Genomic DNA, 18,929 nt, shown 5'->3' with positions numbered 1-18,929 from the left:
ATCTGATGACCAAACCTGTCCAGAACATCACCCTGTCCCCTTCGCGGGATATCCCTTTTGACAAGCTGGTGCTGAGCCAGTCCAACGTACGGCGCATCAAGGCTGGCGTGTCCGTCGAGGAACTGGCCGAAGACATCGCCCGCCGAGGTCTGTTGCAGAGTTTGAGCGTGCGGCCCGTCTTGGCTGACGATGGGACCGAGACCGGCAAGTTCGAGATCCCGGCCGGTGGCCGTCGGTTCCAAGCATTGTCCCTGCTGGTGAAGCAGAAGCGGTTGGCGAAGACCGCGCCCATTCCTTGCATCGTGCGCGATGCTGCGTCCGACATCCTGGCCGAGGACGATTCCCTTGCGGAGAACATGCAGCGCGTCGCCTTGCACCCGCTCGACCAGTTCCGCGCGTTTGTGTCCCTCCGCGACAAGGGCCAGAGCGACGCAGAGATTGCTGCGGCCTTCTTCGTGACGCCACAGATCGTGAAGCAGCGCTTGAAACTCGCTTCCGTCGCCCCTGCCCTGCTTGATATCTATGCCGAGGATGGCATGACGCTGGAGCAGCTCATGGCCTTCACCGTGAACCCCGATCACGCGCGTCAGGTTCAGGTCTGGGATGTGATCCATTCATCCTGGAACAAGGAGCCATTCCAGATCCGGCGCATGCTGACCGAGACCTCGGTCCGAGCGTCAGACCGGCGTGCGGTCTTTGTGGGTGTTGAGGACTATGAAGCGGCGGGCGGCACGATGCTGCATGACCTGTTCCAAGGCGATGATGGAGGTTGGCTCGAAGACCCTGCCCTGCTCGATCGGCTGGTGACGGAAAAACTCCAGGCCGAGGCTGAGACGGTTGCGGTTGAGGGCTGGAAGTGGATCGAGGTCGCACTCGACCTGCCCTACGGCTACAGCCACGGCCTGCGGTCCCTGTCCGGCGATCCGGCACCAATGACGGATGACGAAGGTGCGGCCCATGCCAAGCTGCTCGCCGAGTACCGGGCACTGGAAGAAGAATGCGCAGGTCAGGATGATATCCCTGAAGAGATCGAAGCGCGGCTTGGCGTGTTGGAAACGGAGATGGAAAAGATCGAGACCCGGCCGTTGATCTTCGACGCGGAGGAGATCGGGCGGGCAGGGGCGTTCGTCACGCTCGACCGCTACGGCGCTCTGGCAGTCTATCGCGGGTATGTGCGTCCAGAGGATGAGCCCGTTGACGAGACCGCGGTCCAGGATGGTACCGATTTTGCGGTGGCGGGGCAGGGGGATGATCGTGATCTCACCGATGGCCATGTCAGTGCCGCTCATGGCGGAACCGTCATCATGTCGGGTGGCCAGCCGATCGGAGCTGACTTGCCGGAGGATGAGGATGACGGGTCGTTGAAGCCGCTGCCCGAGCGATTGGTCATGGAGTTGACGGCCCACCGGACGCTGGCGCTGCGTGAAGCGATCGGGCGCTCGCCCGACGTAGCGTTGACGTTGCTGCTGCTGAAGCTTGTGACGGACACCTTCCGCACCTCCTCTGCTTCGGGCAGCTGTCTCGAAGCCTCGGTGCGTCACGTCTACATGTCGGCGCAGGCGCCCGATCTGAAGGACAGCGTGGTGGCCAAGCTGGTCGACGAGCGTCACGCGGAATGGGAAGCCGATCTGCCGCTTGGCGACGATGCAGCGCTCTGGGACTATCTGACGGTCCTCGACCAGGGCAGCCGTCTGGCTCTGCTGGCGCATTGCCTCAGCTTCGGCGTCAACGCGCTGCATGAAAAGGTGAACCCCTACGGGGCAGGCATCTCTGCAGGCGGTCTGACCCGGCGTATGGCGCATTCCGATCTCGTGGCGCGCGCGACAGGTCTCGATATGGTCGAGGCGGGCTGGGAGCCGACGGTCGACACCTATCTCAACCGCGTGCCCAAGGCCCGCATCCTCGAGGCCGTGCGGGAGGCGAAAGGGGAGGGGACTGCCCAACTCCTCGATCACCTGAAGAAAGGCGAGATGGCCAGTGAGGCCGAGCGCTTGCTGAAGGGCAGCGGCTGGTTGCCCGAGGTCCTTCGCCGGAACGATCTCGCGGCGCTGGACGGTGAGGAGTGTGCTGAAGGGCAGGGGGCGGATGTCGATGCCGAAGTGGCCGACAGCGTCAGTGAGGCTGACCTTCCTGCATTCCTGACGGATGACTTGCCTGCTGAAAGCGCGTCGATGCTGGCCGCGGAATAGCGTGATCCAGCGGGGGGCGGAGATTCCGCCCCCAATCACCCTATAGTGTAACAATATCAATAAGATGAGTGCGATTACTCGCATTCGGAATGAGGAATCATGTCTGCAACAACCATCATCGACACGGCCCCGCTCGGGGCGCTCATTCACTACACCGACGGTAGTCCCAAGCCACCGGCACGCTTCACAAAGAAGCTGGCGGCCTGGGAGCGGTCGAACGGTGTCGGCCGCCTTGTGAAAAAGGAACCACCCCGGCCTTACGCGACCTGGACGGCTCCCGCGTCGTTCACGCTGCATGAGGGCAACTTCTCCTCGGACGGGGTGATCCTCGTGACCATCATGCGCAGCCATTCTGCTGACAGCACCCTCGCCTTCGAGGTGGCCGAGGAGCCGAAGCCCGGGCAGGTGCGTGTGCTCCTCGACTTCGGCGGCAACACGGAGCTGCTGCATCTGGCGGAGTCCGTCACTGCGGCCGAGCTTTGGATCGCCAAGGAAGGATACCGCAACGCGCGGCTTGAAATCGTCGGCGATGAACAGGGCGAAAGCGCAGGGGGCGCGGACCTGGCCGCCTGAGCCCAACTGAAACCGAGGGGCCCGCCTCAGCGCGGGCCTCTCAACCATCACAACCTTGTCCTTTGAGTTCGCGGGGCGCCAAAGGATCCATCCCCAAAGAAGAAGTCTTCAACCTAGAGCGTGGCCGGGAGGCTGGCGGCGTTCCAAGCATCAGCAGGACAACCGGCTCCTGACGTTGGGGGACCATCCCCCGCTCGCCATTCCCTCCCTTGGCCCGAATCCCGTCTTCGAGATCAACCCGCGAGGGGTCGGACTACGGGGCAAGCCCGTGCCGCCGGATGGATTCGGGCAAGCCGAACGCACCCGGTGATGTCAGCCAGTATTCGGGCCTGCGGGGTCCTGTCGCGCGGGGGATGGTCCCCCGCCTCCAAGACAGGAGCCAAACAGATGTCCCGCAAAGATGCACACGCCTTCGCCGCCTCCCTCGCCGCCACGCTCATGGTCTCGATCGTCGTCTTCCAGGCAGGGGATGGAACCTTCGGCGCCGTCCCCGCCGATGAAATCGACGGGGACGAGGTCGTGATCGTCTCGGAGTACGATCCCTTCGGGTGAGGCTTTGGCCTCACTTCCCGAGGTCCCGGGCACGGCGCAGGTGCGCCTCCGGGCCTATCGACGACCAAGTGATCGGCGGTGCTGATCTGAGGAACGCCGGTGTGCCACCTGACGCAGATCGTCGTGCGGACACACGAGGGTTTCTGGAAGCTCGCTTGTAGTCAAAGCGGTCATACCATGAGGGCACCCCGGGCCCGACGGGCGTTCGATTCTGGCTAGGATGGGCGGTCTCGTTGGGTAGGAATTCTTCTGAAAGACGTCACATGAGTCTTTAAAGATTCGGAAACCTTCGCTACTGTTTGCCGAGGGCAGGAAGCTGAAAATGAATAATTGCAACGCAATAAGTGCATCAGCGGTAAGCAGGTTCTTTTCTAGAACTGTGATCAAGGAGCTGGCGAAGACGGGCCAATCGCCAATGTTCGCGAGGTTGCTTGTTGAGTCTGGAATTGACGGCGAACTCACTGAGAGCGTTACCATCGGCGAGGCTTTCGAGTGCGCGTTTGGATACCTTCGGCAAGCCGAATTTCGTCACGAGTATGCCTATAAGGCTGCACTCACCCACAGGGTTTTGCTGGGAACGCACTCGCTCAACACAGCTTCGATGATAACAGAGTTTCGTGTAGGTCGGTGTAAAGCCGATGTGGTCATTCTCAACGGCACCGGGACTGTCTACGAAATAAAGTCTGAACGAGACAGTCTAACGCGCTTGGAGCGTCAGATTGAAGAGTATCGAAAGGTCTTCGCGTCTGTCAATGTGATCGTCGGTGAGAACCATCTGGCCTCAATTCTTGATGCGGTGCCTTCTGACGTCGGTATTCTAAGGTTGTCTGGCCGATATCAGATCAGCGAGATACGGGCTGCACAGAACATCCCAGACCGTACATCCGCCGCCAACATCTTTGACGTTGTCAGTATGAGGGAGGCGGGCCTTATCCTAAAAGATCTTGGCTATGATCTGCCAGACGTGCCAAATACCCGACGGTATCAGGCTTACCTGGAAGTCTTTCGCACTATCACGTCAGCGGAAGTCCATCGCGCCATGGTGAAAGTGCTCAAGAAAACTAGAACGCTCACGCATCTTGCGCAATTCATTCAAGAATTGCCAGCTTCGCTTCAATCTGTTGCCCTAAGCACCAAAATATCAAACGTTGAATTCGGAAATCTAATTGAGGTCCTCAATGTGCCTTTGGCAGAGGCAAAAGGGTGGGCAGCTAGTTGATCTACTTTCCTTATTTTAGGGGTAAGCAATACGAGCTGATTACGATCAGAGAGAGTGCCCTGACGTTAGGCGCAAGTGGCTTTGTTCCGATAGTGGAGCCGGTTAAATCGCAGCTCAATGGTTTGAATAAGACAATCGATGTCACTCTTGAAAAGGGGGCGGGCATAATTGTGATTGCAAATCCACGGATCGGGGATTTCTCGGACTACAATGCAGAGCTTGTGAACCTGATCAACGACAAGCACAGTGAGGATAAGCAAGTCACCGTTGGGGTTTTGTTGGATGAGGCTACGTCGCTCGAACAAGCAACCGGGCTCATCAACACCTTTCAGGGTCACAACATTGCACTGGTGCACAGCGGGTTTTCTCAGTCGAAGGCTCTGGCAGCAGAAATTGAAGGCGTTGCGGGTATTGCGTGTAGCGTTTTCGAAGACGGAAAATCTGGCAAATTGTATCAGAAGCATTTTGCATTCCAACCGCACCGCGTGCTTCTGAGGAACGGATTCGAGAAGCGAAGGAATGCAGATCATCCCGATGTGGAGGTTTTTTCAGACTTGCATCTCACCTATGGTTTGGAGGGGATGACGGGGTTTGCGGACTTTCTTATGGTTGGCGATGACTATCAAGAAACTGGAGGACCTGCTTACACAGTTGCAATCCACCTGACCTACATAAATACCGATGACGACGATATTATGTACATCCGTCATTTTAAGTCTGATCGGCAGGACACTCCCACCGACCCAGCTGGGAAGTTTGCTGAAGCGCTTGCGAAGCTGATTTTGCACCTTGGTTCGGCGGACAACCGTTACTACGATACATCAGCAATTGCTGAGTTCAGAGAGCTTCATGAGAAGGGACACTATCCGGGTCTGGGCTATGTGAAGAAGCTCGCGATGAAACATCATATCGAGACCTTCGCAAAGTACTTTAAGGATAATCCGGTTCAGTGATGTTGTGCTGCCCAGAGTGTTTTGGGGACGCAGGCTTGCGCGATCAGATTATCCCCCAAAGATCATCCCAAACAGGAACGTGTCCGACGTGTGGCTCAGAGAACCAACCGCTTTTATCAGCTCGCGAGTTGGCGGACTACTTTGAACTGCTGTTGACGATCTATCCGCGCTCCGAGGTAGGGAAGTCGTTGGTTGAGTGGCTCAGCGCAGATTGGTCACTGTTCAGCAATCCCAATGTTTCTGAGGCTCAGGCGCAGATCCTGCTGGTGGAGGTTTTTGACGACGGTGAGATCGTGCGCGGGCAGTTCGGCCTGTCAGAGAGTTGTCGCACCGACAGCTTGGAACGATGGCGTGCGCTGACAGACGAACTCAAGTACGTCAATCGCTACTTCCCAGACAGCGTGATCGACACTGAACGCTTGGGGGTTCATCTCTCGAACCTAATTCTGCGCGATGGTGAGAAACCTGAAGTTTGGTATCGAGCAAGGATAGAGAAAGACGGACAGCCAATACCCATTGACAAAATGGGAGCGCCTCCGGCAATGCTTGCGACTTCAGGTCGCGCTAATCCGACAGGGATCCCGTACCTGTATCTAGGATCGACAGTCGAGACAGCGATCTGTGAGGTGCGCGCACAGCCAGGCGAGATCGTAAGCGTTGCCGAGTTTGTAATCGAAGCTGGTTTGAAAATTGTTGATCTGCGGGCTCCTAGAACCCTCGTTTCGCCGTTTCTGGAAGAGGATGAAGGCAGCATCGCTCTTCTGCGTGGAGACATCGACTTTCTAGAGATACTCGGCAAAGAACTGGCCACCCCAGTCGTTCCTGATAGCGCTGCAATCAACTACATTCCCAGCCAATTTTTATGCGAGTTCATCAAGAAGTGCGGGTTTGATGGTGTGGCATACAGCAGCTCACTGAGTGAAGGGATGAATGTTGCGTTATTTTTGCCAGAAGCAGCGACACCCCAATCAGTGGCTGAGTATGAAGTGGCCAGTCTTTCGTTAATATATCGCACATTTGTGCGTTAAGTCACGGATGCCAACTTCGATTTGATGCAACGCAGCACTTTTCACACCGAGCAAATAGAAACAGCGGGCCGCTCGCGTCGCCTATAGACTCAACTTATCGCTAGGTCGCTTGCGGTCTTCCCTTCCTCCAGCTCCTCCACGAACCACTGCGGTTTCCGCCCGCGACCGGACCAGGTGAGCGCCGGGTTCTCAGGGTGCCGGTACTTCGCCGCTGCAGGCGTACGGGAGGATTTAGTCTCGGTGCCGACAAGTTCGGCCAGAGAGTAGCCCAGATCCCGGGCGAGAGCTTCCACCTTGGCGCGGGCTTCCGCCTTTTGTCGATCCTCAAAGGTGGAGATCGCCTTGGCGATGTCCTTTTGCATTTTCTTCAGCTCGGGAAGCGACAACGCCTCGAGATCGTAATCAGCCATACTATGCCTCCTGTCCTGAATGTTCCGGTATCGATAGCCCGCCGGGGCATGGGCCCGCAACTCCCGTAGGCAGGGGCATGTGACGAGGGTTGGATGAACTATAATCATCGCTGCCAGTGGAGTGCTGGGCTTGGGGTCGGGCTGTCCCGATCGGCAGGGTGACAAGTTCTGGCATGGGCTCCCCGCGCATCTCTACCTTCTGGACCATCCCTTCGACTGACAATCCCCTAATCCCGTTCGGCCTCCTGCGCGCAACCCCGCGTCAGCCCGGGCCGTGTTGGCCGCCTCTGGCGTCCTGCCCGCTCCACCCCGGTCCTTTGGGGGTTTCCGGTGTCCATGCTGTCCACCGTGCACGCATCACCCGACGGGCTTTTTCCGGGTCTTGTCGAAGGGACGGTCCCGAAGACAGGAAACACAGGAGCTAATCATGCAGAACATCGTCATCCTCGCCGGCAATATCGGTCAGAAACCCGAAACCCGCACCACTCAGGGCGGCACCAACATCACCAACTTCAGCCTCGCCACCTCGCGCCCCCGCCTCTCGGAGGGTCGCGTCCTGCGCGACGAGAATGGCTACCGCGTCATGGACACGGAATGGCACCGCATCACCTGCTTCAACGGCCTCGGCAAGACGGTCGCGGAGCATTGCGAAAAGGGCATGAAGGTCCTCGTCCACGGCCGCATCCACTACAGCAAGTGGATCGACAGCATGGGCAACGACCGCTACGGCTGCGAGATCATCGCCGAGAAGGTCGACTTCCTGAGCCGCCCGAAGTCGACCGAGAACGAAAACCCCGAGCTGGTAGACCGCGACGACGAGATCCCGTTCTGAGGAACGGGGTCTCCCCTTCGGGCCCGGCGGGACTTCCCGCCGGTTTCTCGTACTCTCGGCATCAACGCGGTTGGCTAAATTGTCTTTTGGCAACCTTGAATTGCCGAAACTCGCTCACCAAATAGTGACTGCCCGCGGGAAATGGCTCACGGGTTTGGCCGTTGAACTTGTCAACTTCTTTATGGTGATCTGGCAGCACAATGCCGAACAGCATCTCTGCGACCAGAGCCAGACGGAATGAGACACTGAGCATAGCTCGGACCTCCACGGTTACATTATACCACCTCGCGTTTCGAGACCCGTGTCTGCGAGGCGTTCGGAAGTGAGACGCTGAACGTATACGCTGACAGAAGGTGGCGTGCGTTCGGGGGACGCCCGGCCTAAAAACCGGAGCCCAGGGTCAGGGCCAGTCCTCCGAACTCTGCGATAAGGAGGCTGAATGCCGCTCGATTGGTTTAAGTCCAGAGGCTACCGCCATTTCGATCTGCCCGTTGGTGAGAAGTTCGCTAGAAAGGTAATGGACCCGAACTTCGTGATTCAGCACTCGTTTGTCCCGCTGCTTCACTACACGAAGTCCGAGAAACGCTACAAGAAATGCCCGAAGACGGGGAAACGGACGATCACCTCGAAGGACCGCCCGATCAAGTATGCATCCCACCGGGACGCCTGCATTCTTTCGTTCTACGCCAGCGAATTGAACAAATTTCTGGACGCCCATTATGACGCCGCAGGTCTGTCCGATAACGTTCTGGCCTATCGTGCCCTCGGTCGCGGCAACTACGATTTCTCGGCGGAAGTGCTTGCGTTTGCCAAGACCCATGCTCCCGTCACGATCTTGGCGTTCGACGTCAGCAGCTTCTTCGACAATCTTGACCACACGCTCCTGAAGCGCCGCCTAAAGGCAGTGCTGGGCGTAACGTCACTTCCCGAACACTGGATGCGCGTATTTCGGGCGATCACCGCCTTCCACTACGTCGATATGGAAGAACTCAAGGCGAACGCCACGTTCTCCGCCCGGCTCAAGGGGAATGGCCGGGACCGGATCGCCAGCGTCGAAGAGCTCAAGGCAAATGGCATCAAGTTCCACCCAAACCCCGAACTGGCAAAGGGGCATCGGCGAGGCATCCCCCAGGGCACCCCCATCAGCGCAGCAGCGTCGAACCTATACATGATTGACTTCGACGAGGCTGCACGCGCTTTCTGCGACAGCATCGGTGCGCTGTATCGCCGCTATTCGGACGACATCTTGGTGATCTGCGACCCTGCTCACGCCGCAGCAGCCGAAGCAGAGATCATGGATCTCATCAAGGCAGAGAAGCTGGATATCTCTCCGCACAAGACCGAAAGGACCGAGTTTACGGGCACGGGCGCCGTGGCGGGGAAAGCGGCACAGTACCTTGGCTTCGCGCTCCACGAGGCGGGGCCTGCAATTCGCGAAAGCTCCCTCGCTCGCCAATGGCGCAAGATGAAAAGGGCGATGCGTCGGACCCGCAAGATCGCCGAGCGAAATATCGCATCTGGAAAATCGACTAAGGCACACACCAAGCGCCTGTATCGCCGGTTCGCCCACCTGAAGGTGCGTGACGACGAAGGTGTTCGGATCGTGCGAAATTTTTCTTCCTATGTACGGCGCAGCGCCTCCGCATTCGGTGGTGACGAAAAGATCACTCAGCAGATCAAGCGGTTTGAACGCGCCGCGCTACGTGAGATCCAGGAACTTAAGAAGATCAAGTAAACTTGCTCTTCCTCTTATTGGATCAGATTGCGTTTTACTGATCGTGCATTCACATCGTCGCGGAAGTTAACTCGTCGGCGCCGGGCTTTGAGAGTGAGAGGAGTGCCGGTTTCCCGGTGACGGGTTGAGGGTTGGGAGAGTGGCTCCCGGCGCCCGTCACGGGAGATAGCCGATGGGCGTTGTAGAAGTTTTGGATCCGGTTCAGCCGACGCGGGCTGGTGGCTGGAAAGTGGATGTGAGCCGGGGTGAGCGGAACGGGCGGGTGTCGTCCGAATGGTTCAACCGGCCGGATGACGAGCGGTATCTCTCGCTCGACGATCTCTGGGCCAATGTGAAAGGCCGGTCGGAACGCAGCCGCAGCCGGGTGGTGCAGACGGCGGACATCCGCGTCGAGGCCGCGCGCGACAACCCCGAGCGGTTGCATCTGATGCTGCCGAAAGCGCAGGAGCCGGTCGTACCGACGCATTGGGCGTTCGGCCAGCTTGCAAGCATCGTCGGCGCACCGGCCTCCTACCTGCGCCAGCTGCCCGCGCCGCTGGCGGGGATCAATCTGCAGTATGGCCTGACCAATCATCGCGCCGAGCAGGTCAAAACCTTCGAGACCGAGGATGGCCGCACGGAACTGCGCGCCGTGACCGGCCCCGACTATGGCCGCATCCATGACCACGAGCTGGTCGAGGCGGTGCAGCGCATCGCGGGCAATGGAACCGGCGACACGCGCTGGAAGGTGCCGGGCGTGCTCGATTGGTCGACCGGGGTCTACAACCCCGATGTCGAGATCAGCCGCGACACGACCACGCTCTATGCCTCGGACCGCGACGTCTTCCTGTTCCTGGTCGACGATCGCAACCCGATCGAAGCGGGCAAGCTGCCGGACGGCTCCCCCGATCTCTACTTCCGGGGCTTCTACTGCTGGAATTCGGAGGTGGGCGCCAAGACCCTCGGCATGGCGAGCTTCTACCTGCGGGCGGTGTGTCAAAACAGGAATCTGTGGGGCATCGAGGATTTCCAGGAGATCCGCATCCGGCATTCGAAATACGCCGCCTCGCGCTTTGCCCATGAGGCGGCCCCGGCGCTGACGCGGTTTGCCAATTCCTCGCCGCAGGGCTTCGTGAACGGCATCAAGGCAGCGCGGCAGCAGGTCGTGGCGCGCAGCGATGAGGATCGCGCGGACTTCCTGCGCAAGCGCGGCTTCTCGAAAGCCGAGTCTGGCAAGATCATTGAGAAGGTGCTGATGGAGGAAGGCCGCCCGCCTGAGAGCATCTTCGACTTCGTGCAGGGCATCACGCGGCTTGCGCGCGACAAGACCCAGCAGGACGCACGCCTCGACATGGAAGGGCGCGCCAAGAAGCTCCTCGACCGGGTCGGCTGACCAAGCACCCATGCAGCGATCGCCCGACACCGGGGCGGTCGCTGCAGCTATTTCTCAACATGCACGCCGTTGGCTTTGCCCCGAAAGGGCAGGGGGCGTCGGTGTGCGCATTTCAGCGAGAACTCCCATGACCCCCCAGGAAGAAACCGTCATCCTTGAGGCCCGCGACATCCTTGGCCGCTATCTCAGCCAGAACCCGGTGATCGGGAGCTGGAAAGCGCTGATGGATTATTGCGCGCTGACCGTGCGTGGGCCGATCGAGCGATTCCATGTCCTCTATCTCGACCGCAAGAACCGCATCATCGCCGATGAGCTTCTCTCGACCGGCACGGTCGATCACGTCCCGGTCTATCCGCGCGAGGTGATCAAGCGGGCACTGATGCTGAACGCCAGCGCCCTGATCCTGATCCACAACCACCCGTCGGGCGATCCCACGCCGTCTGAGGCCGATCTCAGCATGACCAAGGAGATCCAGAAGGGCTGCAAGTATCTCGGCCTGACGCTGCACGACCACATCATCGTCGGGGCCGGGACGGAGCTGAGCCTGCGGGCCCTCGGCAAGCTCTGATCGTGGCACCAGACCTGCTGCCGTCGCCCCTTCGAGGAAGAGGGCGGCGGTTTGGTCTTTGACGGATGAGGCGGGGAGAGAGGCTTCCCGCGCCGTTGGAGATATTGCCATGTTTGACCTTCCCCTGCCGATCCAACCGAGCGCGCGCCTGATGGGTCCTGTCCCAAATGGCCCGACTGTCGCTTCTGATCCCAGCCTGCCTTTCGCGCTGACGCGGATGCACCGGACGCCGACAGCCCTGATGTCGGGCACCGCTGCCCCCGTGGTCGTTGAGCGTTTTGCGACCTTGGCTGATGCCATGCAGGGGACGTTTGAGCTTGCCGAGGACAACGGCCCCGATGCAGCGCCGCAGCTTCTGGCCATCCTTGATTGCGACCAGCGCCTGGTTCTTGCCGGGGCCGCCAGTCATGGCGCTTTGGCTTGGTGCCACCCTGTCGCCAATGCTCTTGAGGCGCGGGCCGTCGTGACCGAGGCGGTTCAACTTCGCGCCCAGGCTGGCCGTGCCATTGACTGGCACGAGCCTGAATTGGCGCAGCGGCTGCGTCACCGTGCCGATCTGCTGGATGCCCGTCTTGTCGACCCGCTCTGGCGCGCCTTTGTCGCCCGGGCGCTGCAGCTCGCGGCGTGACGCCCGAGAGACAGAGGAGGGATGGGAGGGGTTTGAGCCTTCGGGGGGCAGAGGAGTGCGCCACCCGGGGGGTCTGACCTGTCCTCACCGAACGGAGATATCCATGACCCAGACTGAACCCACTCTGGCCGCACCGCTGCGGCCTTCCACTGTCGATTTCGGGGCGATCCTTGCCGCGCATGCCGAACGCACCGCCCGGACCCTCGCCCTGCGCCCGGGCAACAAAGACCGCCTGTTCGATGGCCTCATGGCCGCCGGCATCACTCATGTCACCGTGACTTTCGACGGGGCCGGTGACAGCGGCCAGATCGAAAACATTGGCGCCTGGGCGGGCGAGACGGCTGTCGATTTTCCCGCGACCGAGATCGACTATGCCGCGCTGACCTGGGATGACCCCGAGGTCGAGATGCGGCAGCTCTCGCTGGAGGATGTCGTCGAGCAGCTCACCTACGACTTCCTCTCCGACACCCATGGCGGTTGGGAAAACAACGACGGCGCTTACGGCGAGTTCTGCTTCGACGCTGCGGCCCGCTGCATCCATCTCGAGTTCAACGAGCGCTTCACCTCGTCCGAACTCTACACGCACGATTTCTGAGGGGGCGACGATGGCACATCCCTACCACCACGCCCTGTCCTCAGTGAAGAAATGGGGTGGCACGGTCGATGATTTCATCGCGGTGCATAAATGGTTCGACCAGAGCAAGGAGATCACCGTCGATTTTCGGCACCGGGCCCTGCGGCACCATGCCTTATCCTGACTCTATGGAAGCGTCTTATTCCTGTGCATGGTGCGGGTTATTCGGAACCTTGGGATTGAGAGATGAGCCAGCCCCGGCCCGCTCTCCACCAAAAGGGCCGTAGGGACGGGGCTGGCGGCGTTTCGGTTTGAGCGCGACTGGAGTCGCGGGCGTCGTTTGCGGGACGCGAACGTCTTTGGAGGACGGATGGTGCAGCTTTATTTCACCGACGGATCGGCGCTGCACGCGCCAGTTTCGGTCGAAGGCGTTCCGGTCGATCTTTCCGCGTCCTTGACCGAGGCCGCTGGCAGGATCGGCCTGATGGATGGCATGCCGTTCTTTCTGGATCGGGACGGAAGCTACTTGCATGACGTGAACCGGTTCTTTCGCGCCTGTCCGACCATGGGGGTGCGTTCGCGGCACAGTTTGCGCGCCTACGCCCATGACATCTTCGTCTGGATGCGGTTTCTGGAAGAACGGCGTGGTGGCAAGCAGCTTTGGCGTGCCGATTACAACGATGTCATCGCGTTTCACCATGCACGGCGTTTGTCGGATGCACCGTTCCAGATTTCGGCATCCAGCTGGAACAGGGCGATCGCGGCGCTCGACAAACTGTATCGGTGGGCGCTCGAAGAAGGCCTGATCGCATCCTCGCCGTTTCGATACGACCTGTCCTTTCGTCATGGGCAAGGGCGGGGAGCGCCCAAGGTGGTTGAGGGCAACAGGGCGCGGGAACGTGCCGCGCGCCCACATAACATGCAATTCGTCGATATCGGGCGCTACCTCGCGTTCCGGGATATCGGCCTGAGGGGCAGACTGCCGGACGGGTCCGCGGACCGAGCCTGGCGCGGTCGCAATGGCGAGCGGAATGCCGTCTTTGCGGAACTGCTCGTCGCCACGGGGATGCGCCTCGGCGAGGCCGGTAGCCTGATCATCGACGAACTGCCTCGGTGGTCTTCCGACAGCTCGCGGATACTTCCTTTCGATCTGCCGGGCGCGATTACCAAGGGCGAGCGCCCTCGTCGTGTTCGTTTGCCGCGCCGTGTGCTCAAGCTGATCGGGGATTATTGCGATATCGAGCGCCATGTTGCCGTCGCCAAGGCGCCGCCTCGTCCGGTCGTCCCCTTCGTAATATCACCCGATGGCCGCAGCGCCATCGATGGCAGTGGCCGGCGCATCGCGCTGACCAGGCTCCGTCCGCAAGATCGGCAACGGCTGCTGCGATCAACGGATGGGATGGATGAACACGCATCGCTCTGGCTCACGGAGCGCGGTCAGCCCGTGTCGTCCGGAACCTGGGAGGTGGCATTTCGCAGGGCAAGCCAACGGTGCCAGGCTTTCGGCCTCGATATCACCGTCACACCGCACATGTTGCGGCACACTTTCGCGGTCAACATGCTGTCGATGCTGATCCGCGAACAGGTGGGCAGGATCTTCAACCCGACCGATGCGCATGGTGCAGCCTATCGCCAGATGCTTGGCGATCCGCTTCGCCATCTCCAACACCTCCTCGGCCACGCGAACATCACCAGCACCTATATCTATCTCGACAGCCTTGCCGAGGCGCAGGAACTCGTCGATGCGGCGTCGGATCGCTGGACCGACGAACTCATGGCGGACGACCAATGACCGGCAGAGCCCGCGTCTCACAGCCCCGCCCAGGGCGACGCGCGAGCTTTCCTGACAATCTTCCCGATCCCGGCCCCGCCGCCGCCATTGCCATCGCCGCCCGCCGTTTCGAGATTACCTTGGCCGGACGGACTGCGACGATGGACCTTACGCGTTTGCCGGGTCGCAATTCGCTTGCGCGGTCCTTCACGCAGGCACTCTGGCAGGCGTGTCAGGTCGGTGGTCCCGCCGGCACCGTCCGCACCGCCATGTCATTGGCCGAAGCCATCCATCGGTTCTGGCGCTATCTCGATGCGACAGACTCATCCGTACAGGCGCTTGCCGAGATTGATGTCGCTACCATCGAAGGCTTCGACACCTGGATGGATGAGCGCGGACAGCATCCCAACCATCGCCGTCACCAGATGGGAGATGTGGTGATGCTGCTGCGGTTGGCGGATGCGGGAGAACCAGGCCGCCTTTCCGACGAGGCTTCCCGCCGATTATTCTATGTCAGTACACGCCCGGGTGTTCCACCGCGCCCGCGCGATGCCTACAGCGACAGTGTCCGGGTGGCCTTGAAGACGGCCGCACGTGCCGATGTTGCAGCGATCATGCAGCGATTCCGTCCGGCGCTTGAACAGGATTGCGAGACACGCATCGACCGGCTGGAGATGGACGCCTTCGCGGAGATCGACCGTGTCGGTTTTATTACCGTCAAGAACGACCTTTTTCGTCAACTCTACGGGGCACGGAACTATGCAGGGATTTCGAATGAGGGGCTGAGCGACAGGATGCATGGCACGCGGCATCTGCTCCTCGGCGATCTGATTGCTCTGTTCGTTCTGCTGTCGCTGGAGACCGGTCTCGAGATCGAGGCGATCAAGACCCTGCGTGCCGACTGCCTCAAGAACCCGTCCAGCGGCTATGTCGAGATCGAGTATTGCAAGCGCCGCGCCCGTCATGCCGAGTGGAAGCGGCTGCGGGTTCGGGACGGAGGGTCAGGCACCCCGGGCGGCCTCCTGCGCCTCGCAATTCAGTGGACCGCGACGGCGCGCGGTCATCTCGGGAGCGAACAGCTTTTCACGTATTACTGCCGCGGCCGCCTGACCGATGTCGTTCTGCCGATGCAATCCGCTAGAAAGGTCTGGGTCAAACATCATGGGTTGCAGGATGATGACGGGAAGCTGTTGAAGCTCTGCCTCTCGCGTTTGCGCAAGACCCACAAGGCTGCGTGGTATCGCAAGACCGGCGGTCAGCTGCGCCGGTTTGCGGTTGGACATACCGTCGAGGTTGCCGCGAACCACTATGGGGACATTCCCGCCTTGCGGCCGACACACGAAGCTACCATCGCCGAGGCGCTGATGGACGCTGTCGAAGATGCGTTGCAACCTACCGTGTTGACCCAGGAGGCCGAGGCCAAAGTCTTGGCAGCTCCGTCTTCGGCACAGCCCGGTTTTCCGGAGGGCTTGGCGACCGATGTTCCCGCATTGCTGGCAGGCGAACAGGATGTATGGCTGGCAAGCTGTTCCGGCTTCTACAGCAGCCCGTTCGCCACCTCGGGAGAGGCCTGCCCGGTGCCGTTCTGGGGCTGCCTCGAATGCCGCAACGGCGTCATCACCACCCGCAAGCTTCCCGCGCTGATGACGTTTCTGGATTTCGTGGTGGACCAGCGCAAGGTTTTGTCCGAAGCAGATTGGCTGGCGAAGTTCGGGCGGGCCCACCACAGGATCGTCGCGCAGATATTGCCGCAATTCTCTGAGCCCGATCTCGCCGCCGCGCGCGCGCTCGCAGCCAGTCAATCGGCACAGATCTACCTTCCCCCGGAGGCGGGTCTCGCATGAGAGCAAATCCAGACTTCACGACCGCAAGGCCATCGCTGCCATCGGCAATCCATCCCGACGACACCGACATCCTCGCAGGCAGACCGCTCAGACCGGGATCGGAGCGGTCGATGCTGTCCCGCTTCGGCGACGATGTCTGGGATCTCAGTCCGGCGATGTTTCGCGCCAACGCGCGTCCGGCCGCGTTTCGTGTGGATTTCGGGGCCATTGCAGACCCCGCGCTTCGACGGCTCGCCAAGGAGTATATGCTTGCCCGCCTTCAGGCGCCGCTGCGCAGCTACCGGGGCCCTTGCGGCCCCTCGACTGCCAAGGGCACATTGCTGTTCCTGTGCCATTTCGGAGAGTTCCTGCACGATCGTATCGGTTCCGTCGAACTGGGGCGCGTCGACCAGCAAGTGCTGGACGCGTATCTGGCGCATCTGGGGGCAGACGGCGCACGTTCATCGCAACAGATCCGCCTCTATGTCGATGTCCCCATCGACCTCCATCATTTCGGGCCATGGGTGACCGGGGGCGGCATTCCCTTCCTGCCCTGGGGTGGGCGCACGGCAAGCAATGTCAGCGGTCGGAGCCGGACGAGCTCGGAGAATACCACGCCGCGCATCCCCGAACCGGTCATCGGCGTCTTGCTCCACTGGTCTATGCGATACGTCGATGTCTTCGCCCCGGATATCCTCGCGGCGCGCGAAGAGTTGGATCGCCTTGAAGTCCGTGCTGCCCAGATCATTGCCGAGGATGCGCGCCAAACCCGCCACGAACGGTTTCGCTACCGTCTTCGTACCTGGCTCGAGGCCCGACGGGCGGAAGGGCGGGGCGTGCCAATCTGGGAGCGCCGTCCAAACACCACCCGCGGTGTCCCCGATGTTAAGGAAGGCAATGCGTATAATTTCAGGCTGATGTGCCTTCAGATCGGCTGTCCTCAAACGGGGAACCTCAGTAGTTCCACCGCGACCGTGAGGATGCTGGACCAGATGGTGGGTGAGATGGGAACCGAGGTCGGCGGAATGGATACCCCTATCACCCTCGATCCCGATACCGGCCTGCCCTGGCGGGAGCGTTTCGACACGGACAGCCTGCCACATGAAGAGCAGATGCTGCAGGCGGCCTGCTACATCGTCTGCGCGTATCTAACGGGGATGCGCGACAGCGAGTTGCAGGACATGGAGCCGGGCTGCGTTTCGGTTGAACGCAGTGCCGACAACCTGATAGAGCGCTATCGTGTGCGGAGCACCGTCTACAAGCATCGCGAAGCGGCGGGTGTTTCCGCCGACTGGATCACCATCGCGCCGGTCGCCCGTGCCGTCGAGGCCATGGAAGCCCTGTCGCGTCGAGCGCGCGGCGACCGTGATCTTCGATCCCTCTGGGTCTCGCTGAAGCCATGGGACTGGACCGCGGACTACCTGGCAGCGCAGGCGTCGCCGATCATCAAGATGTTTCGAGACGGTCTGGATGCAAAGGTCGCAAACCCGCCCGCAATTCCACATGTAGATGGGTGCGCTTGGCATTTCAGCACCCGGCAGTTCCGGCGCACCATCGCATGGTACATCGCGAACCGCCCCTTCGGCGTGATCGCTGGCAAGATCCAGTACAAGCACGCCTCCGTGGCGATGTTCGAGGGCTATGCCGGCGCGCCGCATGGCGATTTTCGCCGGGCGGTCGAGCAGGAACGGGCGCTTGGCCAATTGGACGATGTCGTCGCCTATTATGAGGCCTACCTGCAGGGTGACGAGCCCGGCGGCCCGGTATCGTCCCGCCTCAAGCAGGAGTTCGCCCATATACGGGACGCCCTCGGCGATCTGCCCGGGCGCATCCTCGATCAGAAGCGCCTGCGAACGATGCTGGCGCATCTCGGAAAGACACTGCATGTCGGATTTCTGAATGATTGCTTCTTCGATCCCGCCAGCGCCCTTTGCCTGCGGCCCGACGACAGGCCGGCGGCTCCTGTGATTTCGCGTTGCAGCCCGGACCGCTGCCCCAATTCCTGTCTGACCGCCCGCCATGTTGCGCCTTGGCAGGCCTCGATCGAAGAGGGTGAGCGCCTCCTGCAGGGCAACACCCTGTCGGCGGTTCAGAAGGTCGCAATCACACAGGACAATGATCGACAGCGCCGACTGATCGCTCATTTGGAGGACCCGAAGGTATGACACGGCCCGTCAGTCAGAAGACCGAAGACGCCTTGCGCACCGCCATGATGCGACTGCTCGAAGGAACCTCCGTCCATACCGACGGGCGCCTCAGCGTCGCCAATCTCGCGCGCGAGGCCGGTGTCAGCCGCGCAACGGCCAACCGGGCGACCGCCGTTCTCGTGGAATTTCGTGCGGCGGAGGCGCGGTTCCGGTCGGGATCTGTCGCGGGATTGAAGGCCCGTATCCGCGAACTTAAAGCCGAGCTGCGGGCCGCACGCGGTGGCGAGATGGCCGAGTTGCGCGCGACCGTCAAAACCCTGGCGCAACAAATCCAGATCCTCGCGCTCGAGGGTGAAGAACAACGCTGCCTGATCGCGGTTCTTGAAGAGCAGATCGCGCGGGCTGACCCGAATGTCCTGCCGTTCAGGCCGCCGTCCCAGGGCGGCACCTGAGGTCAAGATCAGAAAAAGAAAGAGGTGAGCTGGGTGGGGGTGAAACAGGGATAAGAAGAGAGGGAGCCCCCATGAACTGTCTCACCCATGCCGCACAGGAAAA

The 18,929-nt window shown here is 60.8% G+C and carries 18 protein-coding genes and 1 pseudogene; 17 read left to right on the top strand and 2 right to left on the bottom strand.

From position 1 onward, the window contains the following. Positions 1–5: 5 nt before the first annotated feature. From ACU0DV_RS06800 to ACU0DV_RS06775, 6 genes are all read left to right on the top strand, one after another. Positions 6–2,189, top strand: coding sequence for a ParB/RepB/Spo0J family partition protein (locus tag ACU0DV_RS06800; protein ID WP_446273529.1), 2,184 nt, complete (start codon positions 6–8; stop codon positions 2,187–2,189). 99 nt (positions 2,190–2,288) lie between these two features. Further along, the gene (locus ACU0DV_RS06795; protein ID WP_446273528.1) at positions 2,289–2,762 is read left to right on the top strand and encodes a hypothetical protein; all 474 of its coding nucleotides are present in this window, start codon (positions 2,289–2,291) and stop codon (positions 2,760–2,762) included. A gap of 387 nt (positions 2,763–3,149) precedes the next feature. Continuing rightward, complete coding sequence (locus tag ACU0DV_RS06790) at positions 3,150–3,314, top strand: hypothetical protein (RefSeq protein WP_007803240.1); 165 nt, start codon at positions 3,150–3,152, stop codon at positions 3,312–3,314. Positions 3,315–3,636: 322 nt separating this feature from the next. Then, on the top strand, positions 3,637–4,533 hold the full coding sequence (locus tag ACU0DV_RS06785) for a sce7726 family protein (RefSeq protein ID WP_446273527.1): 897 nt from the start codon (positions 3,637–3,639) through the stop codon (positions 4,531–4,533). Continuing rightward, positions 4,530–5,486 (top strand): sce7725 family protein, encoded by a 957-nt coding sequence (locus ACU0DV_RS06780; RefSeq protein ID WP_446273526.1) that lies wholly within the window; start codon positions 4,530–4,532, stop codon positions 5,484–5,486. Before ACU0DV_RS06785 ends, ACU0DV_RS06780 begins: the two co-directional genes overlap by 4 nt. A 35-nt stretch (positions 5,487–5,521) precedes the next feature. Then, positions 5,522–6,514: an RES family NAD+ phosphorylase gene (locus ACU0DV_RS06775; protein WP_446273525.1), complete on the top strand. Its 993-nt coding sequence runs from the start codon at positions 5,522–5,524 to the stop codon at positions 6,512–6,514. Positions 6,515–6,603: 89 nt separating this feature from the next. Here ACU0DV_RS06775 and ACU0DV_RS06770 read toward each other — a convergent pair whose 3' ends face one another. Next, positions 6,604–6,924 (bottom strand): H-NS histone family protein, encoded by a 321-nt coding sequence (locus ACU0DV_RS06770; protein WP_446273524.1) that lies wholly within the window; start codon positions 6,922–6,924, stop codon positions 6,604–6,606. 427 nt (positions 6,925–7,351) lie between these two features. On the opposite strand from ACU0DV_RS06770, the gene ACU0DV_RS06765 reads away from it, so the two are divergent. Then, positions 7,352–7,756: a single-stranded DNA-binding protein gene (locus tag ACU0DV_RS06765; protein ID WP_446273523.1), complete on the top strand. Its 405-nt coding sequence runs from the start codon at positions 7,352–7,354 to the stop codon at positions 7,754–7,756. Between the two features lie 61 nt (positions 7,757–7,817). On the opposite strand, the gene ACU0DV_RS06760 is transcribed toward ACU0DV_RS06765, so the two are convergent. Next, entirely contained in the window at positions 7,818–8,009 is a 192-nt protein-coding gene (locus ACU0DV_RS06760) for a hypothetical protein (protein ID WP_446273522.1), read from the bottom strand. A 186-nt stretch (positions 8,010–8,195) separates the two neighbouring features. Here ACU0DV_RS06760 and ACU0DV_RS06755 point away from each other — a divergent pair, with 186 nt between their 5' ends. The 10 genes and pseudogenes from ACU0DV_RS06755 (at position 8,196) to ACU0DV_RS06710 (ending at position 18,826) form a co-directional block, all read left to right on the top strand. Then, positions 8,196–9,491, top strand: coding sequence for a reverse transcriptase/maturase family protein (locus tag ACU0DV_RS06755; protein ID WP_446273521.1), 1,296 nt, complete (start codon positions 8,196–8,198; stop codon positions 9,489–9,491). Between the two features lie 172 nt (positions 9,492–9,663). Beyond that, positions 9,664–10,863, top strand: coding sequence for a DUF932 domain-containing protein (locus ACU0DV_RS06750; RefSeq protein ID WP_446273520.1), 1,200 nt, complete (start codon positions 9,664–9,666; stop codon positions 10,861–10,863). 127 nt (positions 10,864–10,990) lie between these two features. Then, a complete protein-coding gene (locus ACU0DV_RS06745) occupies positions 10,991–11,431 on the top strand; it encodes a JAB domain-containing protein (protein WP_446273519.1) in 441 nt (146 codons plus the stop codon). Between the two features lie 109 nt (positions 11,432–11,540). Beyond that, on the top strand, positions 11,541–12,059 hold the full coding sequence (locus ACU0DV_RS06740) for a DNA repair protein RadC (protein WP_446273518.1): 519 nt from the start codon (positions 11,541–11,543) through the stop codon (positions 12,057–12,059). Positions 12,060–12,162: 103 nt separating this feature from the next. Then, complete coding sequence (locus tag ACU0DV_RS06735) at positions 12,163–12,654, top strand: DUF6878 family protein (RefSeq protein WP_446273517.1); 492 nt, start codon at positions 12,163–12,165, stop codon at positions 12,652–12,654. A gap of 10 nt (positions 12,655–12,664) precedes the next feature. Beyond that, positions 12,665–12,808 (top strand): annotated as a pseudogene (locus tag ACU0DV_RS06730) (DUF6915 family protein); the annotation flags it as partial. 195 nt (positions 12,809–13,003) lie between these two features. Beyond that, positions 13,004–14,425, top strand: coding sequence for a tyrosine-type recombinase/integrase (locus ACU0DV_RS06725; protein ID WP_446273516.1), 1,422 nt, complete (start codon positions 13,004–13,006; stop codon positions 14,423–14,425). Then, entirely contained in the window at positions 14,422–16,248 is a 1,827-nt protein-coding gene (locus tag ACU0DV_RS06720; RefSeq protein WP_446273515.1) for a hypothetical protein, read from the top strand. The genes ACU0DV_RS06725 and ACU0DV_RS06720 overlap by 4 nt, the downstream gene beginning before the upstream one ends. A 110-nt stretch (positions 16,249–16,358) precedes the next feature. Continuing rightward, positions 16,359–18,392 carry a hypothetical protein gene (locus ACU0DV_RS06715; protein WP_446273514.1) on the top strand — a complete coding sequence of 678 codons (2,034 nt, stop codon included), beginning with the start codon at positions 16,359–16,361 and terminating at the stop codon, positions 18,390–18,392. Beyond that, positions 18,389–18,826 carry a hypothetical protein gene (locus ACU0DV_RS06710; RefSeq protein WP_446273513.1) on the top strand — a complete coding sequence of 146 codons (438 nt, stop codon included), beginning with the start codon at positions 18,389–18,391 and terminating at the stop codon, positions 18,824–18,826. Before ACU0DV_RS06715 ends, ACU0DV_RS06710 begins: the two co-directional genes overlap by 4 nt. The last annotated feature ends 103 nt before the right edge of the window (positions 18,827–18,929 follow it).

Source organism: Sagittula sp. (genome assembly GCF_052825245.1).
The sequence above is the reverse complement of the archived record's forward strand: the minus strand, read 5'-3'. Positions and strand labels throughout refer to the sequence as shown.